The sequence below is a fragment of the uncultured Microbacterium sp. genome (assembly GCF_964244775.1).
Lineage (GTDB): Bacteria > Actinomycetota > Actinomycetes > Actinomycetales > Microbacteriaceae > Microbacterium.
Genome location: NZ_CAXTJR010000002.1, coordinates 313025 through 335738 on the forward strand (window position 1 = coordinate 313025; position 22714 = coordinate 335738).

23 protein-coding genes are annotated in these 22714 nt (G+C 69.2%); 12 read left to right on the forward strand and 11 right to left on the reverse strand.

Annotation, left to right across the window (positions count from 1 at the left end; all coding sequences use genetic code 11):
* Window positions 1-44 precede the first annotated feature (44 nt).
* From ACFE6Z_RS06655 to ACFE6Z_RS06665, 3 genes are read left to right on the forward strand one after another with little or no spacing between them, the layout of a single operon-like run.
* Window positions 45-1271: an ABC transporter substrate-binding protein gene (locus ACFE6Z_RS06655; RefSeq protein WP_375384920.1), complete on the forward strand. Its 1227-nt coding sequence runs from the start codon at window positions 45-47 to the stop codon at window positions 1269-1271.
* 42 nt (window positions 1272-1313) lie between these two features.
* Window positions 1314-2222, forward strand: coding sequence for a branched-chain amino acid ABC transporter permease (locus tag ACFE6Z_RS06660; RefSeq protein WP_375384921.1), 909 nt, complete (start codon window positions 1314-1316; stop codon window positions 2220-2222).
* Window positions 2219-3280, forward strand: coding sequence for a branched-chain amino acid ABC transporter permease (locus tag ACFE6Z_RS06665; protein ID WP_375384922.1), 1062 nt, complete (start codon window positions 2219-2221; stop codon window positions 3278-3280). The genes ACFE6Z_RS06660 and ACFE6Z_RS06665 overlap by 4 nt, the downstream gene beginning before the upstream one ends.
* On the opposite strand, the gene ACFE6Z_RS06670 is transcribed toward ACFE6Z_RS06665, so the two are convergent.
* The 3 genes from ACFE6Z_RS06670 to ACFE6Z_RS06680 are packed head-to-tail and all read right to left on the reverse strand — an operon-like array spanning window position 3277 to window position 5471.
* On the reverse strand, window positions 3277-4086 hold the full coding sequence (locus ACFE6Z_RS06670) for a DNA/RNA non-specific endonuclease (RefSeq protein WP_375384923.1): 810 nt from the start codon (window positions 4084-4086) through the stop codon (window positions 3277-3279). The genes ACFE6Z_RS06665 and ACFE6Z_RS06670 overlap by 4 nt on opposite strands.
* Before the next feature lie 11 nt (window positions 4087-4097).
* Window positions 4098-4829 (reverse strand): dienelactone hydrolase family protein, encoded by a 732-nt coding sequence (locus ACFE6Z_RS06675; protein WP_375384924.1) that lies wholly within the window; start codon window positions 4827-4829, stop codon window positions 4098-4100.
* A 3-nt stretch (window positions 4830-4832) separates the two neighbouring features.
* On the reverse strand, window positions 4833-5471 hold the full coding sequence (locus ACFE6Z_RS06680) for a DedA family protein (protein ID WP_375384925.1): 639 nt from the start codon (window positions 5469-5471) through the stop codon (window positions 4833-4835).
* A gap of 137 nt (window positions 5472-5608) precedes the next feature.
* On the opposite strand from ACFE6Z_RS06680, the gene ACFE6Z_RS06685 reads away from it, so the two are divergent.
* Window positions 5609-7585: a glycosyltransferase gene (locus ACFE6Z_RS06685; protein ID WP_375384926.1), complete on the forward strand. Its 1977-nt coding sequence runs from the start codon at window positions 5609-5611 to the stop codon at window positions 7583-7585.
* 17 nt (window positions 7586-7602) lie between these two features.
* Here the strand turns inward: ACFE6Z_RS06685 and ACFE6Z_RS06690 are convergent, their stop codons facing one another.
* The gene (locus ACFE6Z_RS06690) at window positions 7603-8298 is read right to left on the reverse strand and encodes a response regulator (protein ID WP_375384927.1); all 696 of its coding nucleotides are present in this window, start codon (window positions 8296-8298) and stop codon (window positions 7603-7605) included.
* An 11-nt stretch (window positions 8299-8309) separates the two neighbouring features.
* On the reverse strand, window positions 8310-9584 hold the full coding sequence (locus ACFE6Z_RS06695) for an ATP-binding protein (protein WP_375384928.1): 1275 nt from the start codon (window positions 9582-9584) through the stop codon (window positions 8310-8312).
* A gap of 149 nt (window positions 9585-9733) precedes the next feature.
* On the opposite strand from ACFE6Z_RS06695, the gene ACFE6Z_RS06700 reads away from it, so the two are divergent.
* Window positions 9734-11176 (forward strand): cation:dicarboxylate symporter family transporter, encoded by a 1443-nt coding sequence (locus ACFE6Z_RS06700; RefSeq protein ID WP_375385008.1) that lies wholly within the window; start codon window positions 9734-9736, stop codon window positions 11174-11176.
* Window positions 11177-11238: 62 nt separating this feature from the next.
* Here the strand turns inward: ACFE6Z_RS06700 and ACFE6Z_RS06705 are convergent, their stop codons facing one another.
* Together ACFE6Z_RS06705 and ACFE6Z_RS06710 are read right to left on the reverse strand one after the other, a co-directional pair.
* Window positions 11239-11424 carry a DUF5302 domain-containing protein gene (locus ACFE6Z_RS06705; RefSeq protein WP_375384929.1) on the reverse strand — a complete coding sequence of 62 codons (186 nt, stop codon included), beginning with the start codon at window positions 11422-11424 and terminating at the stop codon, window positions 11239-11241.
* Between the two features lie 57 nt (window positions 11425-11481).
* Window positions 11482-12687: a hypothetical protein gene (locus ACFE6Z_RS06710; RefSeq protein ID WP_375384930.1), complete on the reverse strand. Its 1206-nt coding sequence runs from the start codon at window positions 12685-12687 to the stop codon at window positions 11482-11484.
* A gap of 362 nt (window positions 12688-13049) precedes the next feature.
* On the opposite strand from ACFE6Z_RS06710, the gene ACFE6Z_RS06715 reads away from it, so the two are divergent.
* From ACFE6Z_RS06715 to ACFE6Z_RS06725, 3 genes are all read left to right on the forward strand, one after another.
* The gene (locus ACFE6Z_RS06715; protein ID WP_375384931.1) at window positions 13050-15341 is read left to right on the forward strand and encodes a polyribonucleotide nucleotidyltransferase; all 2292 of its coding nucleotides are present in this window, start codon (window positions 13050-13052) and stop codon (window positions 15339-15341) included.
* 261 nt (window positions 15342-15602) lie between these two features.
* A complete protein-coding gene (locus ACFE6Z_RS06720) occupies window positions 15603-16652 on the forward strand; it encodes an aldo/keto reductase (protein WP_375384932.1) in 1050 nt (349 codons plus the stop codon).
* Between the two features lie 101 nt (window positions 16653-16753).
* Window positions 16754-17356 (forward strand): histidine phosphatase family protein, encoded by a 603-nt coding sequence (locus ACFE6Z_RS06725; protein ID WP_375384933.1) that lies wholly within the window; start codon window positions 16754-16756, stop codon window positions 17354-17356.
* Window positions 17357-17363: 7 nt separating this feature from the next.
* Here the strand turns inward: ACFE6Z_RS06725 and ACFE6Z_RS06730 are convergent, their stop codons facing one another.
* Window positions 17364-17855 (reverse strand): GNAT family N-acetyltransferase, encoded by a 492-nt coding sequence (locus tag ACFE6Z_RS06730; RefSeq protein WP_375384934.1) that lies wholly within the window; start codon window positions 17853-17855, stop codon window positions 17364-17366.
* Window positions 17856-17923: 68 nt separating this feature from the next.
* Between ACFE6Z_RS06730 and dapB the strand changes: the two genes are divergently transcribed.
* Together dapB and ACFE6Z_RS06740 are read left to right on the forward strand one after the other, a co-directional pair.
* Window positions 17924-18739 carry a 4-hydroxy-tetrahydrodipicolinate reductase gene (gene dapB / locus ACFE6Z_RS06735; protein ID WP_375384935.1) on the forward strand — a complete coding sequence of 272 codons (816 nt, stop codon included), beginning with the start codon at window positions 17924-17926 and terminating at the stop codon, window positions 18737-18739.
* Window positions 18736-19191 (forward strand): hypothetical protein, encoded by a 456-nt coding sequence (locus ACFE6Z_RS06740; protein WP_375384936.1) that lies wholly within the window; start codon window positions 18736-18738, stop codon window positions 19189-19191. The genes dapB and ACFE6Z_RS06740 overlap by 4 nt, the downstream gene beginning before the upstream one ends.
* Before the next feature lie 11 nt (window positions 19192-19202).
* Here ACFE6Z_RS06740 and ACFE6Z_RS06745 read toward each other — a convergent pair whose 3' ends face one another.
* The 3 genes from ACFE6Z_RS06745 to ACFE6Z_RS06755 all read right to left on the reverse strand — a co-directional run bounded on the left by ACFE6Z_RS06745 (window position 19203) and on the right by ACFE6Z_RS06755 (window position 21071).
* On the reverse strand, window positions 19203-20111 hold the full coding sequence (locus ACFE6Z_RS06745) for a TIGR01777 family oxidoreductase (RefSeq protein WP_375384937.1): 909 nt from the start codon (window positions 20109-20111) through the stop codon (window positions 19203-19205).
* Window positions 20104-20529: an OsmC family protein gene (locus ACFE6Z_RS06750; RefSeq protein ID WP_375384938.1), complete on the reverse strand. Its 426-nt coding sequence runs from the start codon at window positions 20527-20529 to the stop codon at window positions 20104-20106. The genes ACFE6Z_RS06745 and ACFE6Z_RS06750 overlap by 8 nt, the downstream gene beginning before the upstream one ends.
* A gap of 104 nt (window positions 20530-20633) precedes the next feature.
* A complete protein-coding gene (locus ACFE6Z_RS06755; RefSeq protein WP_375384939.1) occupies window positions 20634-21071 on the reverse strand; it encodes a TlpA family protein disulfide reductase in 438 nt (145 codons plus the stop codon).
* A 106-nt stretch (window positions 21072-21177) separates the two neighbouring features.
* Between ACFE6Z_RS06755 and thyX the strand changes: the two genes are divergently transcribed.
* Both thyX and ACFE6Z_RS06765 read left to right on the forward strand, forming a co-directional pair.
* The gene (thyX, locus tag ACFE6Z_RS06760; protein WP_375384940.1) at window positions 21178-21930 is read left to right on the forward strand and encodes an FAD-dependent thymidylate synthase; all 753 of its coding nucleotides are present in this window, start codon (window positions 21178-21180) and stop codon (window positions 21928-21930) included.
* 1 nt (window position 21931) lies between these two features.
* Window positions 21932-22696, forward strand: a complete 765-nt coding sequence (locus ACFE6Z_RS06765; RefSeq protein WP_375384941.1) for an SDR family NAD(P)-dependent oxidoreductase — start codon at window positions 21932-21934, stop codon at window positions 22694-22696.
* Window positions 22697-22714 lie beyond the last annotated feature (18 nt).

The following is a 22714-nucleotide window of genomic DNA, read 5'->3' on the forward strand; positions in this document are numbered from 1 at the left end:
CATCGTCGCCCTGCGCGACACAACAGAGAAGAAAGAAGTGACCCATGAAACGATCCGCTATGGCGATCGTGGCCGCGTCAGCACTGGTGCTGGTCGGCTGCAGCGCCAACACGTCCGCTGGCTCGTCCGAACCGGCAAAGCAAGGCGACCCCATCGTGATCGGGGCATCCATTCCGATGTCCGGCGCGTTGGCCGGCTTCGGCCCACTGATCCAGGATGGCTACGAGGATGCCGTGAAGCAGGTCAATGACGCCGGCGGCATCCTGATCGATGGCGAACTCCACCAGGTGAAGCTCGTCGTCCAGGACGGTAAGTCGGATTCCACCGCCTCGGGTGACAACGCCCGCAGCCTGATTCTCGATGAGGGTGCGATCGCGTTGCTGGGCTCGGTCAGCCCGCCCAACACCGTGCCCGTCTCCAACGTGGCCGATGTCGAGCGCATCCCGATGATCACCGGCCTCACGCCGGTGCGGGCGTGGCTGGCAGGCAACACGGATGGCTGGAAATACGCCTGGGACGTGTTCTTCACCGAAGACCAGATGACCCAGACCCAGTTCACCACCTCTGATCTCACCGAGACCAACAAGAAGGTCGCGCTGTTCACCGACAGCGGCCAGGACGGCATCGTCATGGGCCAGCTGTGGGAGGCCAACGCGCCGAAGCTCGGCTACGAGGTCGTGACACACGCGGAGTTCCCGGTCGGAACGACGGAGTACACCTCGTTCATCAACGACGCGAAGGCTGCCGGCGCCGAGATCGTGATCACGCAGATGAACCCGCCCGACGCATTTGCACTCTGGAAGCAGATGAAGGCGCTGGCGTTCGTGCCCAAGCTCGCCTACTGCGAGAAGTGCGGCGCCACCTCCGCCTGGCAGAAGGCGCTCGGGCCGGTTGCCGAGGGCACGCTGTCGACGAACTACTGGGACGCCTCCGAGCACACTGATAACGCAGACGCCCAGCGCCTCATCAAGGAGTTCGGCGACACGATCGGCGAGAACGGCGACATGTCGGCTCTGGTAGCGGCGCAGAGCGTCGCCAAGGTGCTCCTGGATGCGATCGCGACGGCCGGATCGACCGATCCGGATGCGATCAACGAGGCGATCGGCAAGACCGACGCCGACTATGCCTGGGGTCACATCAAATTCAACGATCAGCACTACTCGACGATCGAGGCGTTCCACGGGCAGTGGCAGGGCGACAAGATGGTGCCCGTCGACCCGAAGTTCGCCGATCACGGCACGCTCGCAGTTCCGGTCCAGGGCCTGCAGTAACGCCGGCTCTGGAATCGCCCCGAGGACTGAGGAGGAACGATCATGATCGACGGCAGTGTGATCCTGTCAGGCGTGCTGGTCGGTGGCCTGTACGCGATAGTCGCACTCGGCCTCACGCTGGTATTCGGTGTGATGCGCCTGGTGAACATCGCCCATGGCGACATCATCGTGCTGGGGGCATATGCGTCGATGCTCGTGGTGACGGTGCTGGGATGGGACCCGCTCGTCTCGCTCGTCGCGGTCGTTCCCCTCATGTTCTTGATCGCCTATCCGGTGCAGCGCTACGTGCTCACCGGCCTGCTCCGCAAGGGTGAAGAACCGCCCATCGTCGCGACGTTCGGCATCTCGCTGCTGATCAGCGCGGCGCTCGTGCTCGCCTTCACCGGCAACGCGCAATCGCTCGCGGCGCCGTATGCCCTGCAGGGTATGAACCTCTTCGGCGTGACGGTACGCGTATCGGATGTCATCGCCTTCGTGATCGGAGTCGTGCTGGTGGTCGCAGTGAATCTGTGGATGAAGCGGAGCAGGTACGGAGCGGCGCTGCGCGCGGCATCCAGCGACCCGCAGACGGCGGCGACGATGGGCATCAACGTCAACCGCCTGTATGCAGTGACCTTCGCCGCCGCCGCCGCATTCGCTGCTGTCGCCGGCGTGCTCATCGGTATCGGCTACGGCTTCACTCCCACCACTACCGGGTTCTCCTTCGTGCTGATCGGCTTCACCGTCGTCGTCCTGGGCGGCATCGGCAACGTGATGGGCGCCCTGTGGGGCGGCCTGGCGCTCGGCCTGATCCAGAGCGTGGGCAGCGCCATCGTCGGCTCGGAGTATCGCGACTTCCTCATCTACGCGGCGTTCCTCGTGGTGCTCCTGGTCAAGCCCACACTCCATCGCGTCGTCAGCGGCATCCAGGGGATGCGCGCGGAACGCCTCGTACTGAAGGAAGCGAAATGAATCCGGGTACCGTTCTGCGGACGATCGTCGGCCCGCGGCCGCGCAAAATGAATGTGATCGGCTCGTCGTCGGCGCTGGTCGTGCTCGGCGTGTCGGCCTTCCTCCTCCTCCCCACGCTCAGCCGGTTCCAGGTCGACCTCTTCACGACATTGCTGCTGTACGTCGCCGCCGCAACCGCGTGGAACATCATCGGCGGGTTCGCCGGGCAGTTCTCGCTGGCCAACTCCGCCTTCATCGGCGCGGGCGGTTTCGTGACGGTGATGATCCTGCGCAACCTGCACTGGGGCGTCATCCCCACATTGCTCGTCGCCGCGGCCGGGGGCGGAATCCTCGCGGTGATCATGGGCGGCATCCTGTTCCGGCTGCGCGAGGCGTACTTCGTCATCGGCTCGATGGCGGTGGCCCTCGCGGCGTTCACGTGGATGATCAACTGGGACTTCACCGAAGCGGCGACGGGGATCAGCGCCCCGATCGCGGTGATTCCGCGTCGCGAAGAGCTCTACGTCATGGCTCTGATCATCGCCGTGATCGCGCTGGGCTCCGCGATCGCCACCTTCCACAGTGTCTTCGGGCTTCGCCTGATGGCGGTGCGGGATGACGAGGATGTCGCCGACGGCCTCGGCCTCTCGCCGTTCCGTCTGAAGCTCGCCGCGGTCACCATCTCGGGCGTGCTTACCGCGGCCGTCGGGGCGGTGATCTCCCTCCAGCAGATCACCATCGAGCCCTACTCGAGCTTCAGCCTCAACTGGTCGATCCTCTTCATCATCATGGCGATCGTCGGCGGGCTCGGGAGCGTCTGGGGGCCGCCGATCGGCGCGGTGGTGATCTACTACGGCTTCACTGTGCAGCTCAAGGAGTTCCCGACGCTGAGCCTGCTCATCGAGGGCATTCTTCTCGTTGTGCTGATGAAGCTGCTGCCCGGCGGAATCGTCGGCGGACTCACCGCCCTACGGGGTCGGTTCCTCGAATACAGACGCGCGCCTTCCGGCCCTCAGGGCGCGCGCGTACCGCTCGGCCGGCTCTCGCCGGTGGTCCCGCGACCAACGAATCCCGACTAGAGGCGGATGTCGGAGGCTGTGCGCAGCTCGACCCACTCGAGGGCGCGTGCCGCGTGGACTCCGAGGACATCGGCCTCGGCCAGCACGCCGACCTCCACACCGGCTTCGGCCTCGATGTCGGCGATCGGCACCTGGAACGTGCGGAACCCCCCGAGCGGGGCGACCGCGACGCCCTTCCGCACGGTCGCGTCGATCAGGTCCGACTGGTCGAGCACGAACCCCGCGGCGGCCAGCGGCGCCGACGGCACGCCGGTCGCCCACGCCGCGATCTTCCAGAACCTGCGCGGGACGAGGATGCCGCGATAGGGCGGGTCGTCGACGGCGAGCACTGGCGCGGTGAAGACGCTGATCCGCGCGCCCTGGGCCTGCGCATACCCGAGCACGTGGTCTTCGAGCCCGAGCCAGAGCTCTGCGGACTGATTGAATCCGGATGCCTGGGGCGCCGCGTTCGTGAAGACGAACGTCGCATCGGTCGCACGCTTGGCCGTCGCGGGGTCGCCCCACCCCGGGTCGCGCCGGCGCACGAGATGGCCGCGGTCGAGGTCGTTGTCGGCGTACACCGTCGGTCCGGTCTGCTGATCGGCGGGAATGCGCGGGTCGAAATCCCACCTGCCGGTGCGCGCGAGATCGCGGACCGTCGCGCCGTCGATGTTCACTCCCGTCGCCACCGCGAGCCGGCGAGCCGGGTCGAGCGTCACGGAGAAATGCGGGTACGCGAGCACGGTCGTGGGGCGATCGTCGCTCGGGCGGGGGAGCGGCAGCGCGGTGCCCAGGAATTCGGCGTCGTAGCCGCCGGGATCGGTCATGGGCTTCTCGCTCAGCCGAGCTTCTCGGACAGGAACAGCAGTACGCGCGCCCACGCGTCCGCTGCCGCGTCTGGCTCGTACCTCTGCGCGTTCGAGTCGTTGAAGAACGCGTGGCCGGCGTCGGGATACACGACGGGGGTGAAGTCGACCCCCGCCGCCGCCATCGTCGCGCGCACCTCGGGCAGGGCGTCGATCAGGGCGGGGTCGTGCTGGCCGTAGAGGGCCAGCACCGGACTCTCGATCTGTGCGATGGTGTCGGCGTCGGGAGCCTGCCCGTAGAACGGGATCGCCGCGCGGACCCTGTCGTCGGCCGCGGCCAGCGCGAACGCGTAGCTGCCGCCGAAGCAGAACCCGATGACCGCGATGCGGCCGTCCACACCCGGCTCCTGGGTGACCGCATCGACGGCCGTGCGGAGCTTCGCGACGGCGCTGTGGGCGAAGTCGGGGACCCGGGTCGGGGCGAGGGCTGCCCGCAGCAGTGGCTGGGCGGCCGAGCGGCGCTCCTCGTCGGGATCGGCGAGCATCGCCTGGATCTCTTCGCCGAACTCGGGCGTGACGCCGACATCGCTGAGCAGATCGGGCGCGAGCACCACATAGCCTTCTGCGGCGAGGCGGTCGGCGACATCGCGGATGTGCGGGACCAGCCCCCAGATCTCGTGGATCAGCACGATGCCACCGCGCGGGGAGTCGGCGGGTGCGGCACGGTAGGCGCCGACGCCGTCGAGTTCGATGAGATCTTCCATGGATCAACCCTCCCACTCCCCGGGAGATCCGGGCTTCGGTTTCGGTCGCCAGCGGCGGGTGAGCACCGCGTCGAGGATGAGGCCGAACACCAGGGCGACCACGATCGAGATCACCACGGCTAGGAGCGTCGAGCCGGGCAGCAGCCGGGCCACCAGCGCGCCGATGAACGCCTGGTAGAGGGCCCACACCAGCGCCGCACCTGACGCGAAGAGAACGTAGCGGGGGGCGGGCACCCGGCTGGCGCCGGCGGTCAGATTGACCGCCAGGCGCCCGAACGGGATGAAGCGGGCGCTGAACAGCACCGCCGCGGTGCTGCGGTCAAGGCGCCGCCGCGCCCACGCGAATGCCGCGACGACGCGGGGTCGCCGCATCCATCCCCACCGATCGAGTCCGACGCGCCGCCCGATCGAGTAGCAGATGATGTCGCCGAGGAGCGCCGCGGCGGCAGCGACGACGATCACCGCGACGAGCGGCGGTTGACCCTGCGACACCGCGAGTGCGGCGTACGCGGTCACGGCCGTCTCGCCCGGGATCACCACGAGGAAGGCGTCGCCGAGGACGAGCAGGAACAATATGGGGAGGGCGGCGGCGCTCGCGGCGAGAGCCGACAGGGCGTCATCGATCATCGTTGAGGCCAGCATCCCGCCGCTTGCCCGACATCCGGGAAGACGCACGGTGGCCTGCCGACGTGCATTCGGTGAACACTCGATCCGGCGTGTCGTTTCGCGGCCTCGCACGGTGCGCCGGGCTTCACCCTGGACATGTGAGAGTCGCGCTGATGGCCGAGTCCTTCCTTCCCCACATGAACGGTGTCACCGGATCGGTGCTCCAGGTGCTCAGGCATCTCGAGCGCGAAGGCCACGAAGCCCTAGTGATCGCCCCGGGCGTCGGTGACGGTGCGATCGTCCACGGCGCGCGCACCTCGATGCTGCGCTCCGTACCCCTTCCGTCCTACCCCGAGGTGCGCGTCGCGTTCGCGCGCACCGCCTACCTCGGCCGGGTGCTGCGCGAGTTCCGGCCGGATGTCATCCACCTCGCCTCGCCCTTCGTGCTCGGCTGGCAGGGCGTCGCCACCGCCGATGCTCTGGGGGTGCCCTCGGTGGCCGTCTACCAGACCGATGTCGCCGCCTACGCCGAGCGGTACGGCCTGCCAGGGATGGCGCCGCTCGTCTCGCGCCACGTCGCGCGCCTCCACCGTCGCGCCACCCTGACGCTCGCGCCGTCGAGCCCCGCCACGGCGCAACTCGAAGCCCTCGGCATCGACAGGGTGCGCCGCTGGGGTCGAGGGGTCGACTCGGAGCGTTTCGCTCCCGAGCGCCGCAGCGAGCGTTGGCGCGACGAGGTCGCTCCGGGCGAGATCCTGGTCGGGTACGTCGGGCGTCTCGCCCCCGAGAAGCAGGTCGAAGACCTCGCCGCGCTCGCCGACCTGCCGGGGGTGCGCCTCGTCATCGTCGGCGACGGACCTTCGCGCGCACGACTCGAGACCCTCCTGCCGCGCGCGATCTTCACCGGGTTCCTCGGCGGTGACGAACTGGCGACGACCCTCGCCAGCTTCGACGTGTTCGTGCACCCGGGCGAGAGCGAGACGTTCTGCCAGACGGTGCAGGAGGCGCTCTCCAGCGGCGTTCCCGTCGTCGCGACCGGCCGCGGCGGCCCGGTCGACCTCGTTCGCAGCAGCATCGACGGGTGGCTCTACCGCCCGGGCGATCTCGCCGACCTGCGCGCGCGCGTCGCCGACCTCGCCGGCGACGAGGCCAAGCGCCGATCGTTCCGGCTCGCGGCGCGCGAATCGGTCCGGGATCGCACCTGGGAGGCGCTGGGGCGCCAGCTCGTCGGCCACTACGAAGAGGCGCGGATGCTGCGTCCCATCGACGATGCCCTCCTCGCGCGGGCCGCGACCCGGCCTGTCATGCCGTCGCGGCCGGCGGCAGCATCCGTCGCACACTCACCGCGTTGGGCGCGCTACGTCGCCCTCGGCGATTCGGTCACCGAGGGTCTGTGCGACGCATCGCGCGTTCCCACCGGCGACTACCGCGGATGGGCCGACCGGCTCGCTCTGCTGCTGGCGTATGCACGGCAGGGAGGCGAACGCTTCCGCTTCGCGAACCTCGCGGTGCGCAGCCGCAAGATCGCCGATGTGCTGCGCGAGCAGATCCCGGCGGCGATCACCCTGGGCCCCGACCTCGTATCGGTCCTGATCGGCGCGAACGACCTGGTCCGCGTCGGGGCCGACCCGATCGCGCTGGCGCGGCAACTGGAGGGCGGCGTCCGCACGCTCCGCGCGGCAGGCTGCGACGTTCTCCTGGTCACCCCGTTCCTCCCGCGCCGGATGGCGGCGAGGGTGATCCTCGCGCGGAAGTTCTCCGCCTTCGCCTCCGAACTGCGGCGCGTCGCCGCCGACACCGGGGCGATCCTCCTCGACGTCGAGGCGCTGCCCGCTCTCGGAGGCCTCGACATGTGGGCGCAGGACCGCGTGCACCTGCAGACCGTCGGCCACCGCTTCCTCGCCTACCGTGCCGCTGAGGTGCTGGGTGTGCCGGACGCCGAGGCGCTGGGAAGTCTGGATGCTGCGCTGCACGCCGATGTCGAACCACCGGTGGCCGGACTCTCGTGGGGCGTCTGGCTGAGCCACCACGCGCTGCCCTGGATGATGCGCCGCCTCGCCGGACGTACGGCCGGCGACGGGCTCAGCGCGAAGCACGCCGGCTGGGTGGAGCTGCGACCCAAGGCCACGAAGCGCCGCACCGACGCCTGACGCCGACCGCATTCGGCTCAGCGCAGCCAGGAGTACTCGGTCTGCGGTCGCCCAGGGGTGCCGTACCGCGGCGTGCGATCCACCCGACCGGTTGCGGCGAGATGCTCGAGGTAACGACGGGCGGCGACCCGTGACATCCCGAGCCGCTCCGCCGTCTCCGCGGCCGACAGTGCCGCGCCGTCGTGCGCAGCGCTGCGGAGGGCGCCGATCACGAGTTCGAGGGTGGTGCTCGACAGTCCTTTGGGCAGGGCTGCGGGCGTCGGCGGCCGAAACGATCCGAGCAGGACGTCGATCTCGGACTGCGTCGCCGGGCCCGCCGCGTCGCTGATCCGCCGACGGTATTGCGCGTACTGCTCGAGCCGTTCGCGGAAGGTCGCGAACGGGAACGGCTTGACGAGATACTGCACGACGCCCAGGCCCACCGCGGCCCGCACGACCTCCGCATCCCGCACACCGGTGATCGCGATGATGTCGACGGCGGCCGCGTGGGCGCGGATGTGCCGCGCCACGTCGAGGCCGTGCCCATCGGGCATCGTCATGTCCAGCAGCACCAGATCGATCCCGTCCGCCGGGGGCGTCTCGAGCGCGGCAGTCAGGGCCGCGCGCGCGCTCGCGCATTCCGCCACGACCCGGAACCCGGGCATCCGACCGACGTACTCGCCGTGGAGCTCGCGAGTGAGGCGTTCATCGTCGACGATGAGGACGTTGATCACTGTGCCCCCATTCATTGAGCCCCCCGCGCCGGCAGCTGCACTCGGAAGGTGGTGGGGTCGGCGGTCAGCTCGAGGGTGCCGCCCGCCGCATCGGTGATCGCGCGGACGAGGGCGAGTCCCACACCGCGGCCATCGGCGCCGGCGGGTTTCGTGCTGAAGCCGTGCTCGAAGATGCGCTCCCTGATCTCTACCGCGACGCCCTGGCCGCTGTCACTGAAGGTCAGGACGATCCGGCCGTCGGATGCCTGGGCCATGCCCACGCGCACCCACCGCGGCTCCGGACCGGTGGCGGCGGCGTCGATCGCGTTGTCGACCAGGTTGCCGACGAGAGACACGGCGTCCACGGCGCCGAGGGCTGTGCGGGGGATCGCGGGCTGCATGTCGACCGTCCATTCCACGCCGCGCTCCGTCGCCTGCGCGGCTTTGCCGAGGAGCAGCGCCGCCACGGTCGGATCGCCGTCGCGCGCCACCACTCGGTCGACGAGGTACTGGCTCGACCGGGCGGTCTCGGTCAGCAGCTCGATCGCCTCGTCGGTGCGCCCGAGCTCCATCAGAGCAACGGCGGTGTGCATCCTGTTGCCGTGTTCATGGGTCTGTGCACGTAGGGCCTCGCCGAGCGTGCGCACAGACTCGTACGACGAGACGGCGTCCCGCACGGTGCTCGCCGGGAGGTCTCCGGCGATTCGCCGGGTGAACCGCCCGGCGAACCATGCCGCCAGCAGGCCGATCGCGGCGAGGGCGGCGGCCACGGCGATCACGAACGGGACCTGGCGCACAACGCCGCTCCCGACGCTGCCCAGAGTGATCCCGGCCGACACGAGCGCCACCACCTTGCCGTCGGCCTCGATCGGCACGACCGAGCGCAGCGACGGCCCGAGGGTGCCGACCGCCTCCTCCGTCAGCTCGCGGCCCTGAACCCCCGGTTCGATCGTGCCGAGGTACGGCTTGCCGATTTCGGCCGGGTCGGCATGCGTCAGACGGATCCCGCCGGTGGTCATGATCGTGACGAAGTCGATGGGGGTCTCATCCATGACCCGCGCGGCGATGGGCTGAAGCTCGGTCGTAGCCGAGGCATCCGACCCCCTCGTCACGGCCTGTGCGACCTCGGGCATCTCGGCGATCGTGCGGGCGACGGCGAGGGTGACGGCCTCGGCTTCGGCCCGCTCGGTCGCCTGCGCCTGGAACGTGAGCAGTACCACCAGCAGCGCGGTGATGACCACGACCGCCCCGAGGAAGGCGATGAAGACCCGGGATGCTGCGCTCGCGTGTCGCTTCGCTGTCGCCATCCGCGTCCTCGCGTGGGTCATGACCAATACGACCGCAACCCGGTGGGTGCCGCCGTCGTGCCCCACAGTCTAGGCAGACCGGGCGCCGAGACGGCGGACCGGAGGACAGCGAATTTTCGACTCTTTCGGAGGCAACGATGGCTCTTCAGATTCCGCGAACCCAGAGCTTCAAGCTCCCGGGCTACCACTGGCGCCGGGGCAAGACGGCGTGGGACAAGCACACCTGGCTGTACGTCGCGGTGATCATCGCCGTCGTGCTCGGAGCCTCGATCGGGCTGATCTGGCCCTCGGTCGGTGTGGCGCTCGAGCCCGTCGGCAAGGGGTTCGTCGCCCTCATAAAGATGATGATCGCGCCGATCATCTTCTGCACGATCGTGGTGGGGGTCGGGTCGATCGCCAAGGCGGCGACCGTCGGCAAGATCGGCGGTCTCGCGCTGCTCTACTTCATGGTCATGACGACGTTCGCGCTGGCGATCGGCCTCGTGGTCGGCAACCTCATCCACCCGGGTGAGGGGCTCAACATGACGAGCTCCACCTACGACGCCGGCTCGGCGACCGAGGCCAAGACCACGCAGGAGTTCATCCTCGGGATCATCCCGACCACGTTCTTCTCCGCCTTTACCGGCGAGAGCGTGCTCCAGGTGCTGTTCATCGCTCTCCTGGTGGGCTTCGCGCTGCAGCAGATGGGGGCCAAGGGCGAGCCGATCATGAACGCGGTGAAGAACCTGCAGGCGCTGGTCTTCCGCATCCTCGGCATGATCCTGTGGCTCGCACCCCTCGGCGCCTTCGGAGCGATCGCGGCGGTCGTCGGCAAGACGGGCTTCGCGGCCATCGTGAGCCTCGGGGTGCTGATGATCGCGTTCTACATCACGTGTGCGGTGTTCATCTTCGGGATCCTCGGCACGCTGCTCTACGCGGTCGCACGCATCAACATCTTCGGCCTCATGAAATACCTCGCTCGCGAGTACCTGCTGATCGTCGGCACCTCGTCGTCCGAGTCGGCGCTGCCGCGACTCATCGCCAAGATGGAGCACTTCGGCGTCGCAAAGCCGGTCGTGGGCATCACCGTGCCCACCGGCTATTCGTTCAACCTCGACGGCACGGCGATCTACCTCACGATGGCGTCGCTGTTCATCGCCGCCGGGATGGGCACGCCGATGTCGATCCCGGAGCAGATCGGGCTCCTGGTCTTCATGGTGATCGCCTCCAAGGGTGCCGCCGGTGTCACCGGTGCCGGGTTCGCTACCCTCGCCGGTGGTCTGCAGGCTTACCGGCCCGACCTGGTGAACGGCGTCGGCGTCATCGTCGGCATCGATCGGTTCATGTCCGAAGGCCGGGCGATCACGAACTTCACGGGCAACGCGGTCGCCACCGTGCTGATCGGCACCTGGACGCGGCAGTTCGACGCCGAACAGGCCCGCGCCGTGATGCGCGGCGAGCGACCGTTCGACGAGACGACGCTCTCGGGCGACGATCACGACGGGATGTCGAGCGCGAAGGATGCTGTCGGCACGCAGGGTCTCGAAGAGGCGGCGATCGCCGAGGCCGAGGCGAAGGAGCGTCGAGCTCAGGCCCGGGTGCTGCAGAGCTGAAGATCCACGAAACGCCCGTCGCATCTCATGCGGCGCGCGTTTCGTCGTCGGTGGCGCGGTGCTCAGCCGCTCTTGCGGCGGAATTCGCGCTTGGTGCCGGCGGGGCCGTGCGACTGGTGGACGACCGAATCGCCGTCCAGGTGCGCTTCGCCGTCGCGGTGCTTGGCGTTCTTCTTGTCGAGCGCCTCTTTGAATTTGCGCTTCATCTCTTCGGATGCGGCGTCTGTGGCCTTGTCTTCGGTGCTCATGTCACCAGCTTAAGCGCGGGACGGTGCCCGAGCACAGGTACGAAGGCGATCGGACCCTCAGTACCAGTGCGGGTCTTCGCTCATCTCGTGGTCCCACGCCCCGCACGGGCTGCCGTAGCGATCGCTGATGTACGCGAGTCCCCAGTCGATCTGAGTGTCGGCATTCGTCCGCCAGTCCGCGCCCACCGCGGCGAGCTTGCTGGCGGGGAGCGCCTGCGGGATGCCGTACGCGCCGCTCGAGTCGTTCAAGGCGTCTGCGCGCCATCCCGACTCCATGTTCCACAGCGACACCAGACACGAGAACTGGCCGGAGTCCCAGCCGTAGCCGCCGATCGCACCCCGCGCGTACGCCTGCGCCGCCTGCGGATCGGCGGTGACGCCGTCGGTCGACGGGTAGCTCGAGCCGTCGGACCAGCCGTCGGACGAGTCGGCCGCGGCGGCAGCGGCGGCGGCGGCCGCCTGCCGGGCCTGTTCCTGGGCGGCGGCCTGCGCCGCGACCTGGACGCCCACCTCGTGCTGTCGCTCCACGTCGGCCGTCGAGTCTTTCAGCATCGCCAGCTGCGCATACAGCGTCCCCACGTTCCGCTGCGTGGTGGCCACGGCGGCCTGAGCGCTCGCGGCGGTCTCCCGCGCGGCGGCGGCGGTGGTGTCAGCCGCCTGACTGAGCTGCACCCGCGCCTTCTCCGCCGCCACCGACTGGTCGTGCAGCGATGTGGCGAGGTTCGCGGTGGTGACGGCATCCCGAGCGACCGCGTCCCACGTCGATGACACGCGCTCGAGCAGGCCGAGGCGATCGAGCAGTCCGTCCGGGTCGGTCGTCGTCAGCAGCCGCAGAGTCAGCGGGCCACCCGATTCGTTTCGGTACCGCGTGGCTGCGAGGCGCGCGAGGGTCGTCTCGGCATCGGCGGAGGTCGTACCGGCCTGCGCCGCCTGCGCGGCGAGACTCTGCTCGGTGACCGTCGCGGCATCCAGGGCTCTGCGGGCCTGGTCGGCGACGCTCGCGGCATCGAGGGCGGCCTGCGACTTGGCGGCAGCATCGGCCTGGGCCGTCTGCAGCGCGGCCTCCACCGTCGCGACTTCGGCGGCCTTGGCCTCTTCACTCTCCATCGCCGTCGCGACATCCGCCCAGGTGGGATACGCCGGGGCCGTGGGGGAGTCATCGGCGAAGACCGACGGGCAGGTGACGAGGGCCACCACCACGATAACGGCCGCCGCCATGCCGGCACCGCGCGCGATGTGACGCATGTGCAGGAAGTGACGCATGGGATAAGGGTAGGCCGCGCGTCGTGAAACCGATACGGCATGCAGGGTCACGGCTGGCTCCCGCTGATAGGCTTGGGCGGGTTGCCCTCGGGCATCCGCTCAATTGAAAATGAGCTCACGGAGCAGGCCGGCAGGAAGCTGGTCCCCTGTGGTGGTCTCCCCGTCGTCGAAGGATTCTTCGCATCGCGCCGGGTGGGTTTCTACTGGTGGCCAGCGCTGGCACACACCTCGCGCAGAATTCGCGCGCGCCGATATCTGCCTGTTCCTGCTCCTTCGCATGAACTCGCTCGCCACACGGGCGTGCGAGTCAAATAGGCCCTCCCCGGGCAGGGGAAGGTCCAAAGAAGGAAAGAGGAGACCTCTTGGAAGGTCCTGAAATCACCGCCGCCGAAGCCGTCCTGGACAATGGACGATTCGGCACCCGCACGATCCGCTTCGAAACCGGCCGCCTCGCGCAGCAGGCGCAGGGAGCGGTTGCTGCATACCTCGACGAGGAGACGATGCTCCTGTCGGCCACCAGCGCCGGCAAGCACCCTCGCGAAGGGTTCGACTTCTTCCCGCTGACCGTCGACGTCGAAGAGCGCTCGTACGCCGCAGGCAAGATCCCCGGCTCGTTCTTCCGTCGTGAGGGTCGCCCCTCGACCGAGGCGATCCTGGTGTGCCGTCTGATCGACCGTCCGCTGCGCCCGTCGTTCGTCGACGGCCTCCGCAACGAGGTCCAGATCGTCGTCACCGTGCTCTCGATCGCTCCGGGCGAGTTCTACGACGCGCTCGCGATCAACGCCGCATCGCTGTCGACCCAGATCTCGGGTCTGCCGTTCTCGGGTCCGATCGCGGGTGTGCGCCTCGCGCTCATCCCGGGTCACGGCGACCACGCCGACCAGTGGATCGCGTTCCCGACCGTCACGCAGCTCGAGGAGGCCGTCTTCGACCTCATCGTCGCCGGTCGTGTCATCACGGATGCCGACGGCAACGAGGATGTCGCGATCATGATGGTCGAGGCCGAGGCCACCGAAGGCAGCTGGAACCTCATCAAGGCGGGCGCCGTCAAGCCCAACGAGCAGGTCGTGGCCGAGGGCCTCGAGGCCTCGAAGCCGTTCATCACGCAGCTCGTCGCCGCGCAGAACGCGGTCGCCAGCACCGCGGCCAAGCCCATCAAGGAGTTCCCGGTCTTCCTGCCCTACAGCCAGCAGACCTACGACTTCGTCGCCGGCCGCGCGTACGACAAGCTCGTGCCGATCTACCAGATCGCCGACAAGATCCAGCGCCAGAACGCCGATGACGAGCTGAAGGATGCTGTCAAGGCAGAGCTCCTTGCCGCCGTCGAAGCCGGCGAACTGCCGGCCGTGGCGACGCTCGAGTTCTCCGCCGCGTACAAATCGGTGACCAAGGTGATCGTCCGCGGTCGCATCCTCGCCGAGGGTGTGCGCATGGATGGCCGCGGACTTGCCGACATCCGCCCACTGGACGCAGAGGTGCAGGTCATCCCGCGCGTGCACGGCTCGGCGATCTTCCAGCGCGGCGAGACCCAGATCCTGGGTGTCACCACGCTAAACATGCTCAAGATGGAGCAGCAGATCGATTCGCTGTCGCCGGTGACGCACAAGCGCTACATGCACCACTACAACTTCCCGCCGTACTCCACCGGTGAGACCGGTCGAGTGGGAAGCCCCAAGCGCCGCGAGATCGGTCACGGCTTCCTGGCCGAGCGCGCGCTCGTGCCGGTGCTGCCCAGCCGCGAGGAGTTCCCCTACGCGATCCGTCAGGTCTCCGAGGCGCTCGGCTCCAACGGGTCGACGTCGATGGGCTCGGTCTGCGCGTCGACCCTGTCGCTGCTGAACGCGGGTGTGCCGCTGCGCGCCCCCGTCGCCGGCATCGCGATGGGCCTGGTCTCCGACCAGTTCGAGGGTCAGACCCGCTATGCGGCGCTGACCGACATCCTCGGCGCCGAAGACGCTCTGGGTGACATGGACTTCAAGGTCGCCGGTACGAGCGAGTTCGTCACGGCGATCCAGCTCGACACCAAGCTCGACGGCATCCCGTCGTCGGTGCTGACGGCCGCGCTGCAGCAGGCTCATGAGGCCCGCCTCACGATCCTCGGCGTGCTGACCGCGGCGATCGACGGCCCCGACGAGATGGCACCGACTGCGCCCCGCGTGATCAGCCTCCAGATCCCGGTCGACAAGATCGGTGAGCTGATCGGGCCCAAGGGCAAGACGATCAACGCCATCCAGGACGAGACCGGTGCGCAGATCTCGATCGAAGAGGACGGCACCGTCTACATCGGCGCGACCGACGGCCCCGCGGCCGAGGCGGCACGCGCGCAGGTGAACGCGATCGCCAACCCGACCAACCCCGAGATCGGCGAGCAGTTCCTGGGCACCGTCGTGAAGATCGCGACATTCGGTGCGTTCATCTCGCTCCTGCCCGGCAAGGACGGACTGCTGCACGTCAGCGAGGTCCGCAAGCTCGCCGGTGGCAAGCGCGTGGAGAACGTCGAAGACGTGCTCTCGGTCGGCCAGAAGATCCTGGTGAAGATCACGAAGATCGACGACCGCGGCAAGCTCTCGCTGGAGCCCGTTGTCGAAGAGCCTGCGGACACGGAGGGTCGCGCGGCGGCCAGCCAGGGCCCCGAGGCTCCGGCCGAAGGCTGATTCCGCGGCTCGCACCGCACTGTCCGGTTGCCCGTCCCCTCGCATCGAGGGGGCGGGCAACCGTCGTTGTGGGCGGTCTGCACCTCGCACCGCGCCGGTGACGGAAATGTTCCGTGACAAGAGCGTTATGGAATGTTTACCGACTGGATGCCGCAATGTCCGGAACCTTGACACTCCGGGCCTATTCTCGTAATGCGCCCCGGGGGGTGCGCACAATACGACACACGGCGGTTCTCAGGGGACCGACGTGGGGGGTGGGACATGACTTTCTTCGGTGTCGGCTCGGCGGCATCATCGCCGAACTCGATTCTGCCGAGCCCGGATGCCGCGAGCATCCCGCCCGCCCACCCGTCCGCCCCGATCCCGGTGCAGGGTCCGGGTGTCGGGCAGAACGTGCGGGTCGCATTCGGCGAAACCGGCTTCGAGATCTTCCCGCTCATGATCGGCGGCGCCGAGTTCGGCTGGAACGTCGACCTCGAGTCGAGCCACGACATCCTCGATACGTACGCCGAGCTGGGGGGAAACGCCGTCCACACCGCCGACAGCTTCTCCGGCGGTCGCAGCGAGCACATCATCGGGCAGTGGCTGCACTCGCGCGGACTCCGCGACGACATCGTGCTCTCGGTGCGCATCGGTGGCCACCCCGACAACCCGGGGCTCGGCCCGGTGAACCTCGTGCGCGCGGTCGAGGCATCGCTCACTCGGCTGCGCACCGACCGCATCGACGTGCTCTACCTTGACGCCGGAGTCGATTCCGCGACGGCGCTCGAAGACACTCTCGCCACGGCAGAGTGGCTCGTCGAGGCCGGGAAGGTGCGTGCCCTGGGAGCGGTCGGCTACAGCGCAGCTCAGCTCGTCGAGGCGCGCATCCTCGCATCGGCCGGGTTCCCGCGCATCATGGTGCTCGACGTGCCCTTCAACGTGCTTCGCAGGAACGACTTCGACGCCGACCTGCGGCTCGTCGCAGGCGCCCAGGCGATGGCCGTCACGCCCTCGCACGCCCTGGAGCACGGATTCCTCTCCGGGCGGCATCGGGCGCGCACGCGCACGAACCTCTCGGTACGCGGAGCCCAGATCGCGGCGAGCCTCAACCGGCGCGGGAGCCGCACGCTCCGGGCCCTCGATGCGATCGGCACCGAGCTCAGCGTGCCCGACGCGGCCGTCGCGGTGGCGTGGCTGCTCTCGCAGAAGCTCGTCACGGCGCCCATCGTCAACGCGTACGCATCGCAGCACGTCGAGGAGCTCGTTCAGGGCGTCGGGGTAAGGCTCAGCCGCTCGCAGCTGGCCGACATCGCGCGCGCCGCCGAATGATGACCGCGCGAATCGCCCGGAGTCAAGGGCCGGTAGAGCGAGAGTCGGTCTGACATAGGGTGGAAAGTGCTGCGAGCAAACCCCCGACGAAGTGAGCTGGCGTGACGCACTATCTGTACCTCGTGCGGCATGGCGAGCACCAGGATGCCGAGTACGGCCTCGCTGACGGACCCCTGTCGCCGCGCGGCCGACGACAGGCCGCACTGCTTGCTGATCGGCTTTCGGGCGTGCCGCTCGATGCCGTCTGGCACTCACCGCTGGAACGTGCAAGTCAGACCGCCCGCGCCGTCGCCGACCGGCTGCCGTCGGTCTCGCCTGAGCCCACCGCGCTGCTGTTCGACTGCGTGCCCACCGGCATGACACCCGAGACCCCCGCCGTGTTCGAGCCGTTCTTCGGCGGTTTCACCGAAGAGGAGATCGACGCGGGGCGCGCGCAGATGGCGGATGCCGTCAGCGAATTCCTCGTCCGCAAGCCGGGCGATGTGCACGAGCTGCTCATCACGCACAACTTCGTGATCGGCTGGTTCGTGCGCGAGGTGCTGCAGGCGCCCGAGTGGCGCTGGATGACGCTCAACCAGGCGCACTGCGGGCTGACGGTGCTCGCCCAGCGCCATCGCGGGCCGTGGACCGTCGTCTCGCACAATGATCTCGCCCACCTCCCGGTCGAGCTGCGCACGGGGCTGCCCGAGATCTATCCGGTCTGAGCCGCGCTCACCCCTCCTGCGGCGAGCGCAGGCGTTTGACGTACCAGCGCGTTGCGTTCGGATTGTCGTTGAAGGGCTCGGTCTCCACGAACCCGGCCGATCGGTAGAGCCCCGCGGCCGCTTCGAGCGAGTGGTGGGTGTCGAGCACGAGCTGCGCAGCATCCCATTCCCGCGCCCGCCGCTCGAGATCGTCCAGCAGCAGGCGTCCCCAGCCGCGTCCCCGCGTCTGGGGACGCAAGTACAGGTGCTTGACCTCGTAGCGGATACCGCCCGCGTCGTCGGCGATCCGGCGGATGCCGCCGCAGCCGACGTCGGCTTCATCGTCGTCGACCAGCACGACGAACACCCCGGCCGGCGGAGTGAAGATCGACGGGTCAGGAAACGTCGCGGTGTAGACCGCGTTCTGATGGACGAACCCGAGCTCACGGGAGCGGAAGTACTCCGCGAGCAGCGCGTGCGCGCGAGGATCGTCGACGGCCAAAGCCTGAATGCTCACCATGAATCGAGGATAGGCACGGCGCCCGCGCGGCGAGAGCCAAGACGACTCACTCGCCTAGGCTGGTGGACATGACGACACGCGTGGCCATCGTCGGCGGCACCGGGAAGCTCGGCGGCATCATCCGTGACGTCGTCGAGGCGGAAGACGGCTTCGACGTCGCTGCCGTCCTCTCGTCGCGGTCGGACCTGTCCGAACTCGAGGGTGCCGACCTGGTGGTGGATGCCTCGACCCCGGCCATCTCGATCGACGTCGTGCGCGCAGCGGTGGGGTACGGGATCAACGTGCTGGTCGGCACGTCCGGCTGGTCCGCCGAGCGGATCGCCCTGATCCGTCCGCTCGTCCAGGCGGCGGGCACGGGCGCGGTGTTCATCCCCAACTTCTCGATCGGCTCGGTGCTGGGCTCGGCTCTGGCCGCAGTCGCGGCGCCCTTCTTCCCCTCGATCGAGATCGTCGAAGCGCACCGCGAGACGAAGGTCGACTCACCCAGCGGAACGGCCGTGCGCACCGCTGAGCTGATCGCGGCCGCCCGCGCGAACGTGGGCCCGGTCGAGTCTCCGCACGTCGACCAGCGGGCTCGGGGCCAGCAGGTCGCCAGCGTCCCGATCCACTCGCTGCGGCGCCCGGGTGTGGTCGCCCGTCAGGAGACGATCTTCTCCGGCGCGGGGGAGTCGCTCACGATCATCCACGACACGGTCGACCCGGCTCCTGCCTACGGCCCCGGCATCCGACTGGCACTTCTCGCGGCGCGGGATGCGCGCGGCGTCAGCATCGGCCTGGACAGCGTGATCGATATCGGCATCCGCGTTCCCGGTCGCACGCCCGCCGACGAGCTCGTGCCGGAGGGCGGCGTGCCAGGGCAGGTCGCTCGCTCCACGAGCGCATGAGCGCGCGCATCGGCGCCGTCGTCATGGCGGTGCTGCTCGCCCTGTACATCGTGCTCGTCGGCCAGCGGGCCATCCTGCTGCTCACCAGCGGTTCGCCGGTGGGCATCGCGATGGGTGTCGCGCTGATCGTGCTCCCCATCGTCGCGGTGTGGGCACTGGGCCGGGAACTGTGGTTCGGCCTGCGCGCCGAAGCGCTCGCGCGGCGACTCGAGCGCGAGGGCGGGCTGCCGGCCGAGTCGGTCGCGGTGCGTCCGAGCGGGGCCGTGCTGCGCGACGAAGCCGACGCGGTGTTCCCCATGTACCGCGCGGAGGCGGAGGCCGAGCCGGACTCGTGGCAGGCCTGGTACCGCCTCGCCCTCGCGTACGACGCCTCGGGTGACCGGCGTCGCGCGCGCGCGGCCGTGCGGCACGCCATCCGTCTCGAATCGACGGAGCGTCGCGCCGCCCGGTGACGCCCGGCGGGTCAGGCTGCGGCCGGCACCGCGTCCGCGACGGCGTCTTGGACCGTGGCGTGCCGGAAGACGAATCCGCTGCGCTCGAGCACGGTCGGCTCGACGTCCGCGTCCGAGGTGAGGAGCGCCTCCGTCGCGTCGCGGCCCAGCACGAGCTTCATGCCCCAGACGGGCGCGCGCACCACGAACGGGCGGTTCATCCGCACGGCCAGCGCGAACCCGAGGTCGTTCGCCGCCGCGCGTGTCGGGCCCGTGAGGTTGACCGGACCGGCGATATCCGTGTCGATCACGTGGCGGATCGCTCGGACCTCGTCATCCAGCGAGATCCACGGCCAGATCTGGGTGCCGCGGCCGATCGGGCCCGAGACACCCAGCTTGGTCAGCAGCAGGAGCGGGGCGAGCACCCCCTTCTCGTGCACGATCGGCGCGGTGCGCAGGAGCGCGACGCGAGCGGTGGATGCTGCCGCCAGCGCCGCCGATTCCCATTCGCCGCACAGATCCGCGAGGAACGACTCGCCGCGCGGCGACTCTTCGGTGAGCACCGCCCCCGGCGCAGAGCCGTAGTACCCGACCGCCGATGCCGAGACGAAAGCCGGGGCATCCGTCCCCAGCTCACGAACTGCGCGCGCGAGGGTGCGAGTGGGGGTGATGCGCGACCACAGCAGAGTGCTCTTATACCGCGGCGTCCACGGGAAGCGGCCGATGCTCGCTCCGTTCAGCCCCACGACCGCGGCCGCGCCCGCGAGCACGTCGGGGTTCAGCGGCGCGTCGTCGGTCAGCCATTCGATCTCGCCCGGACCCCGGGCGGGGCGCCGCACGAGCGTGGAGACCTCGACGCCGTCGGCACGGAGGCTCTCGATGAGGGCAGAGCCGATCAGGCCGGATGCCCCGGCGACCACGACTCGACGGGGTTCAGGCAAGCGTGGCCTCGAGAGTGATCTCGATGCCCGCGAGCGCCTGCGACACCGGGCAGTTCGCCTTGGCGTCGGCCGCGATGCGCTCGAAGTCCTCCGCGCTCAGGCCGGGGACGGTCGCGTTGACGTTCAGGTGGCTGCCGGTGATGCCGGTGCCCGGCTTGAAGGTGACGGATGCCGTCGTGTCGATCTCATCCGCCGGGGTGCCGTTCTCGGCGAGGGCGTGCGAGAACGCCATGCTGAAGCACGACGCGTGCGCCGCGGCGATCAGCTCCTCCGGCGTGGTGACCGAGGCGGATCCTTCGCTGCGCGCCTTCCAGTTGACGTCGAAGGTGCCGAGGTGCGACGAGTCGAACGTGACGGTGCCCGACCCGTCGGTCAGGCTGCCGTTCCAGACGGTGGTCGCTTCGCTCGTGACGGTCATGGGAACCTCCTGGATGGTGGATGCGCCGCGTGCGCGAGGGCGCGCGGCCAGCCTATGGCGTCCACCGCCCGAACGCGACGGGTTGACGTGGGCCCCGCGGTCGCTCAGAGCGTGGCGGGCGAGCCCGCCAGCCGGGTGAGTTCGAGCTCGATGACCTCGCGGCCCGGCACTCCGCCCAATCGGGTCTGGATGACACCCTCGCTGTCGAGGATCAGCGTGGTCGGAGTCTGCAGCACATGGAAGTGCCTGGCGATGTCGGGGCGGTGGGTCAGATCCACGTCGAGGTGACGGACGCCCTCGTGACGATCCGCGACCGCCGAGAGCGTGCGGTGCACACCGGGGCACCGGGCGCAGAACTCGGTGCTGAACTGCAGCAGCGTCGCGTTCTCGCCGAGGCCGGCGGCGCCCAGTCGCTCGACTTCGACGACCTCGTGCGGGATGTGCCGGCGGGGGCGACCCTGCCGCCACTGGAGGAAGATGCCGACGCCGACGGTCACCGCGAGGAGCACGGCGATCCCGATGACTGCGTTGACGATGGTCACAGCATCCCAGGCTAACTGCTCTCGGCTGAATGGAAACCCCACGACGTCCCGAGACTTGCGGATGGAACGATCCTCGCCCGCTCGCACCGTCGGTAGGGTGGCAGGCGTGACCGATTCCGACGCTTCGCCCGAGACCCCGCAGATCGAATTCCGCAGCGACGTGACCGTCGAGCTCGTCCGCTCCAGTGCGAGCGACTCGGACGTGCTCTTCGCGGCCCGCGTCTCGACGATGGGGGAGCAGACCCTCGAGGGTGCCGCTGCAGGCACCGAGGCCACTGCCCGCGATCGTGGCCTCATCAACTACCTGATGCGCGACCGCCATGGTTCGCCGTTCGAGCACAACTCGATGACGTTCTACGTCCAGGCGCCGATCTTCGTCTTCCGCGAGTTCATGCGTCATCGCATCGCGTCGTACAACGAGGAATCCGGCCGCTATCGCGAGCTGCGCCCCGTCTTCTACGTGCCGGGTCGCGAGCGCAACCTGCTCCAGGTCGGCAAGCCCGGAGCCTACGAATTCCTCCCCGGAACCGAGGAGCAGTACGACCTGGTCGACACGGCCACGCGGACAGCATCCGTGTTCGCCTTCGATTCCTATCAGCGGATGCTGGCGGCCGGCGTCGCCCGCGAGGTCGCGCGCATCGTGCTGCCGCTGAACATCTACTCGTCGATGTACGTGACGATGAACGCCCGTGCGCTGATGAACTTCCTTTCGCTGCGCACCAAGGTGGAGGGCACGCACTTCCCCTCTTTCCCGCAGCGCGAGATCGAGATGTGCGCCGAGAAGATGGAGACGGCGTGGACCGAGCTCATGCCGCTCACGCACGCGGCGTTCAACGCGAACGGCCGCGTGGCTCCCTGACATGGCCCGAACCGCGCTGATCACGGGTGCGAGCTCCGGTCTCGGGGCCGAGTTCGCGCGCCAGCTCGCCGCGCGGGGGATGGATCTCGTGCTCGTCGCGCGCGACCGGGCAGCGCTCGACACGATCGCGAGCGAGGTGAGCCGCTCGTACGGCGTCGTCGCCGAAGTGCTGCCGGCCGACCTGGTCGACCCGGAGCAGCGCAGCGAGGTCATCGCGCGACTCGCCGAGGGCGAGCATCCGGTCGACATGCTCGTCAACAACGCCGGCTTCGGTCTGCCGCTCGCCTTCGAAGAGGGCGACATCGACGACGAGGTGCGCCACCTCGCGCTGCACGTCGAGGCGCCGCTGAGGCTCACCCACGCCGCGCTCACCCCGATGCTCGCGCGGCGCAGCGGCCGCATCGTCAACGTCGCGTCGGTCGCCGGGTTCCTGCCCCGCGGCACCTACGGCGCGGCGAAGAGCTGGCTGATCAGCTTCAGCCGATGGGCGAACGTGACGTTCGCGCCTCGTGGAGTCACGGTGACGGCGGTGTGCCCCGGATTCGTCCACACGAACTTCCATGAGCGCCTCGGGCTCGCGCCCGGTGAGGAGGGCGTCGCCCCGTGGATGTGGCTGAACGCCCCCGACGTGGTGCGCGAGGCGCTGCGCGACATCGCTCGCGGCAAGGCCGTGTCGATCCCGTCGCTGCGGTACAAGGCGATCGTGGCCCTCAGCAGGCTCGTTCCCGACGCGCTGGTGACCCGGGTGGCACGCCGAGGGCGCTGAACGCGCTCTGTGCCGCCG

Bases quoted from the DNA above. Each gene is read 5' to 3' on its own strand.
- ACFE6Z_RS06655 (WP_375384920.1), top strand. From the start codon at position 45: ATGAAACGATCCGCTATGGCGATCGTGGCCGCGTCAGCACTGGTGCTG.
- ACFE6Z_RS06680 (WP_375384925.1), bottom strand. From the start codon at position 5,471: ATGCTGGCCTCAACGATGATCGATGACGCCCTGTCGGCTCTCGCCGCG.
- ACFE6Z_RS06765 (WP_375384941.1), top strand. From the start codon at position 21,932: ATGGCCCGAACCGCGCTGATCACGGGTGCGAGCTCCGGTCTCGGGGCC.
- ACFE6Z_RS06720 (WP_375384932.1), top strand. From the start codon at position 15,603: ATGACTTTCTTCGGTGTCGGCTCGGCGGCATCATCGCCGAACTCGATT.
- ACFE6Z_RS06675 (WP_375384924.1), bottom strand. From the start codon at position 4,829: ATGGAAGATCTCATCGAACTCGACGGCGTCGGCGCCTACCGTGCCGCA.
- dapB (WP_375384935.1), top strand. From the start codon at position 17,924: ATGACGACACGCGTGGCCATCGTCGGCGGCACCGGGAAGCTCGGCGGC.
- ACFE6Z_RS06705 (WP_375384929.1), bottom strand. From the start codon at position 11,424: ATGAGCACCGAAGACAAGGCCACAGACGCCGCATCCGAAGAGATGAAG.
- ACFE6Z_RS06665 (WP_375384922.1), top strand. From the start codon at position 2,219: ATGAATCCGGGTACCGTTCTGCGGACGATCGTCGGCCCGCGGCCGCGC.
- ACFE6Z_RS06710 (WP_375384930.1), bottom strand. From the start codon at position 12,687: ATGCGTCACTTCCTGCACATGCGTCACATCGCGCGCGGTGCCGGCATG.
- ACFE6Z_RS06695 (WP_375384928.1), bottom strand. From the start codon at position 9,584: ATGGCGACAGCGAAGCGACACGCGAGCGCAGCATCCCGGGTCTTCATC.
- ACFE6Z_RS06730 (WP_375384934.1), bottom strand. From the start codon at position 17,855: ATGGTGAGCATTCAGGCTTTGGCCGTCGACGATCCTCGCGCGCACGCG.
- ACFE6Z_RS06685 (WP_375384926.1), top strand. From the start codon at position 5,609: ATGGCCGAGTCCTTCCTTCCCCACATGAACGGTGTCACCGGATCGGTG.
- ACFE6Z_RS06740 (WP_375384936.1), top strand. From the start codon at position 18,736: ATGAGCGCGCGCATCGGCGCCGTCGTCATGGCGGTGCTGCTCGCCCTG.
- ACFE6Z_RS06670 (WP_375384923.1), bottom strand. From the start codon at position 4,086: ATGACCGATCCCGGCGGCTACGACGCCGAATTCCTGGGCACCGCGCTG.
- ACFE6Z_RS06750 (WP_375384938.1), bottom strand. From the start codon at position 20,529: ATGACCGTCACGAGCGAAGCGACCACCGTCTGGAACGGCAGCCTGACC.
- ACFE6Z_RS06660 (WP_375384921.1), top strand. From the start codon at position 1,314: ATGATCGACGGCAGTGTGATCCTGTCAGGCGTGCTGGTCGGTGGCCTG.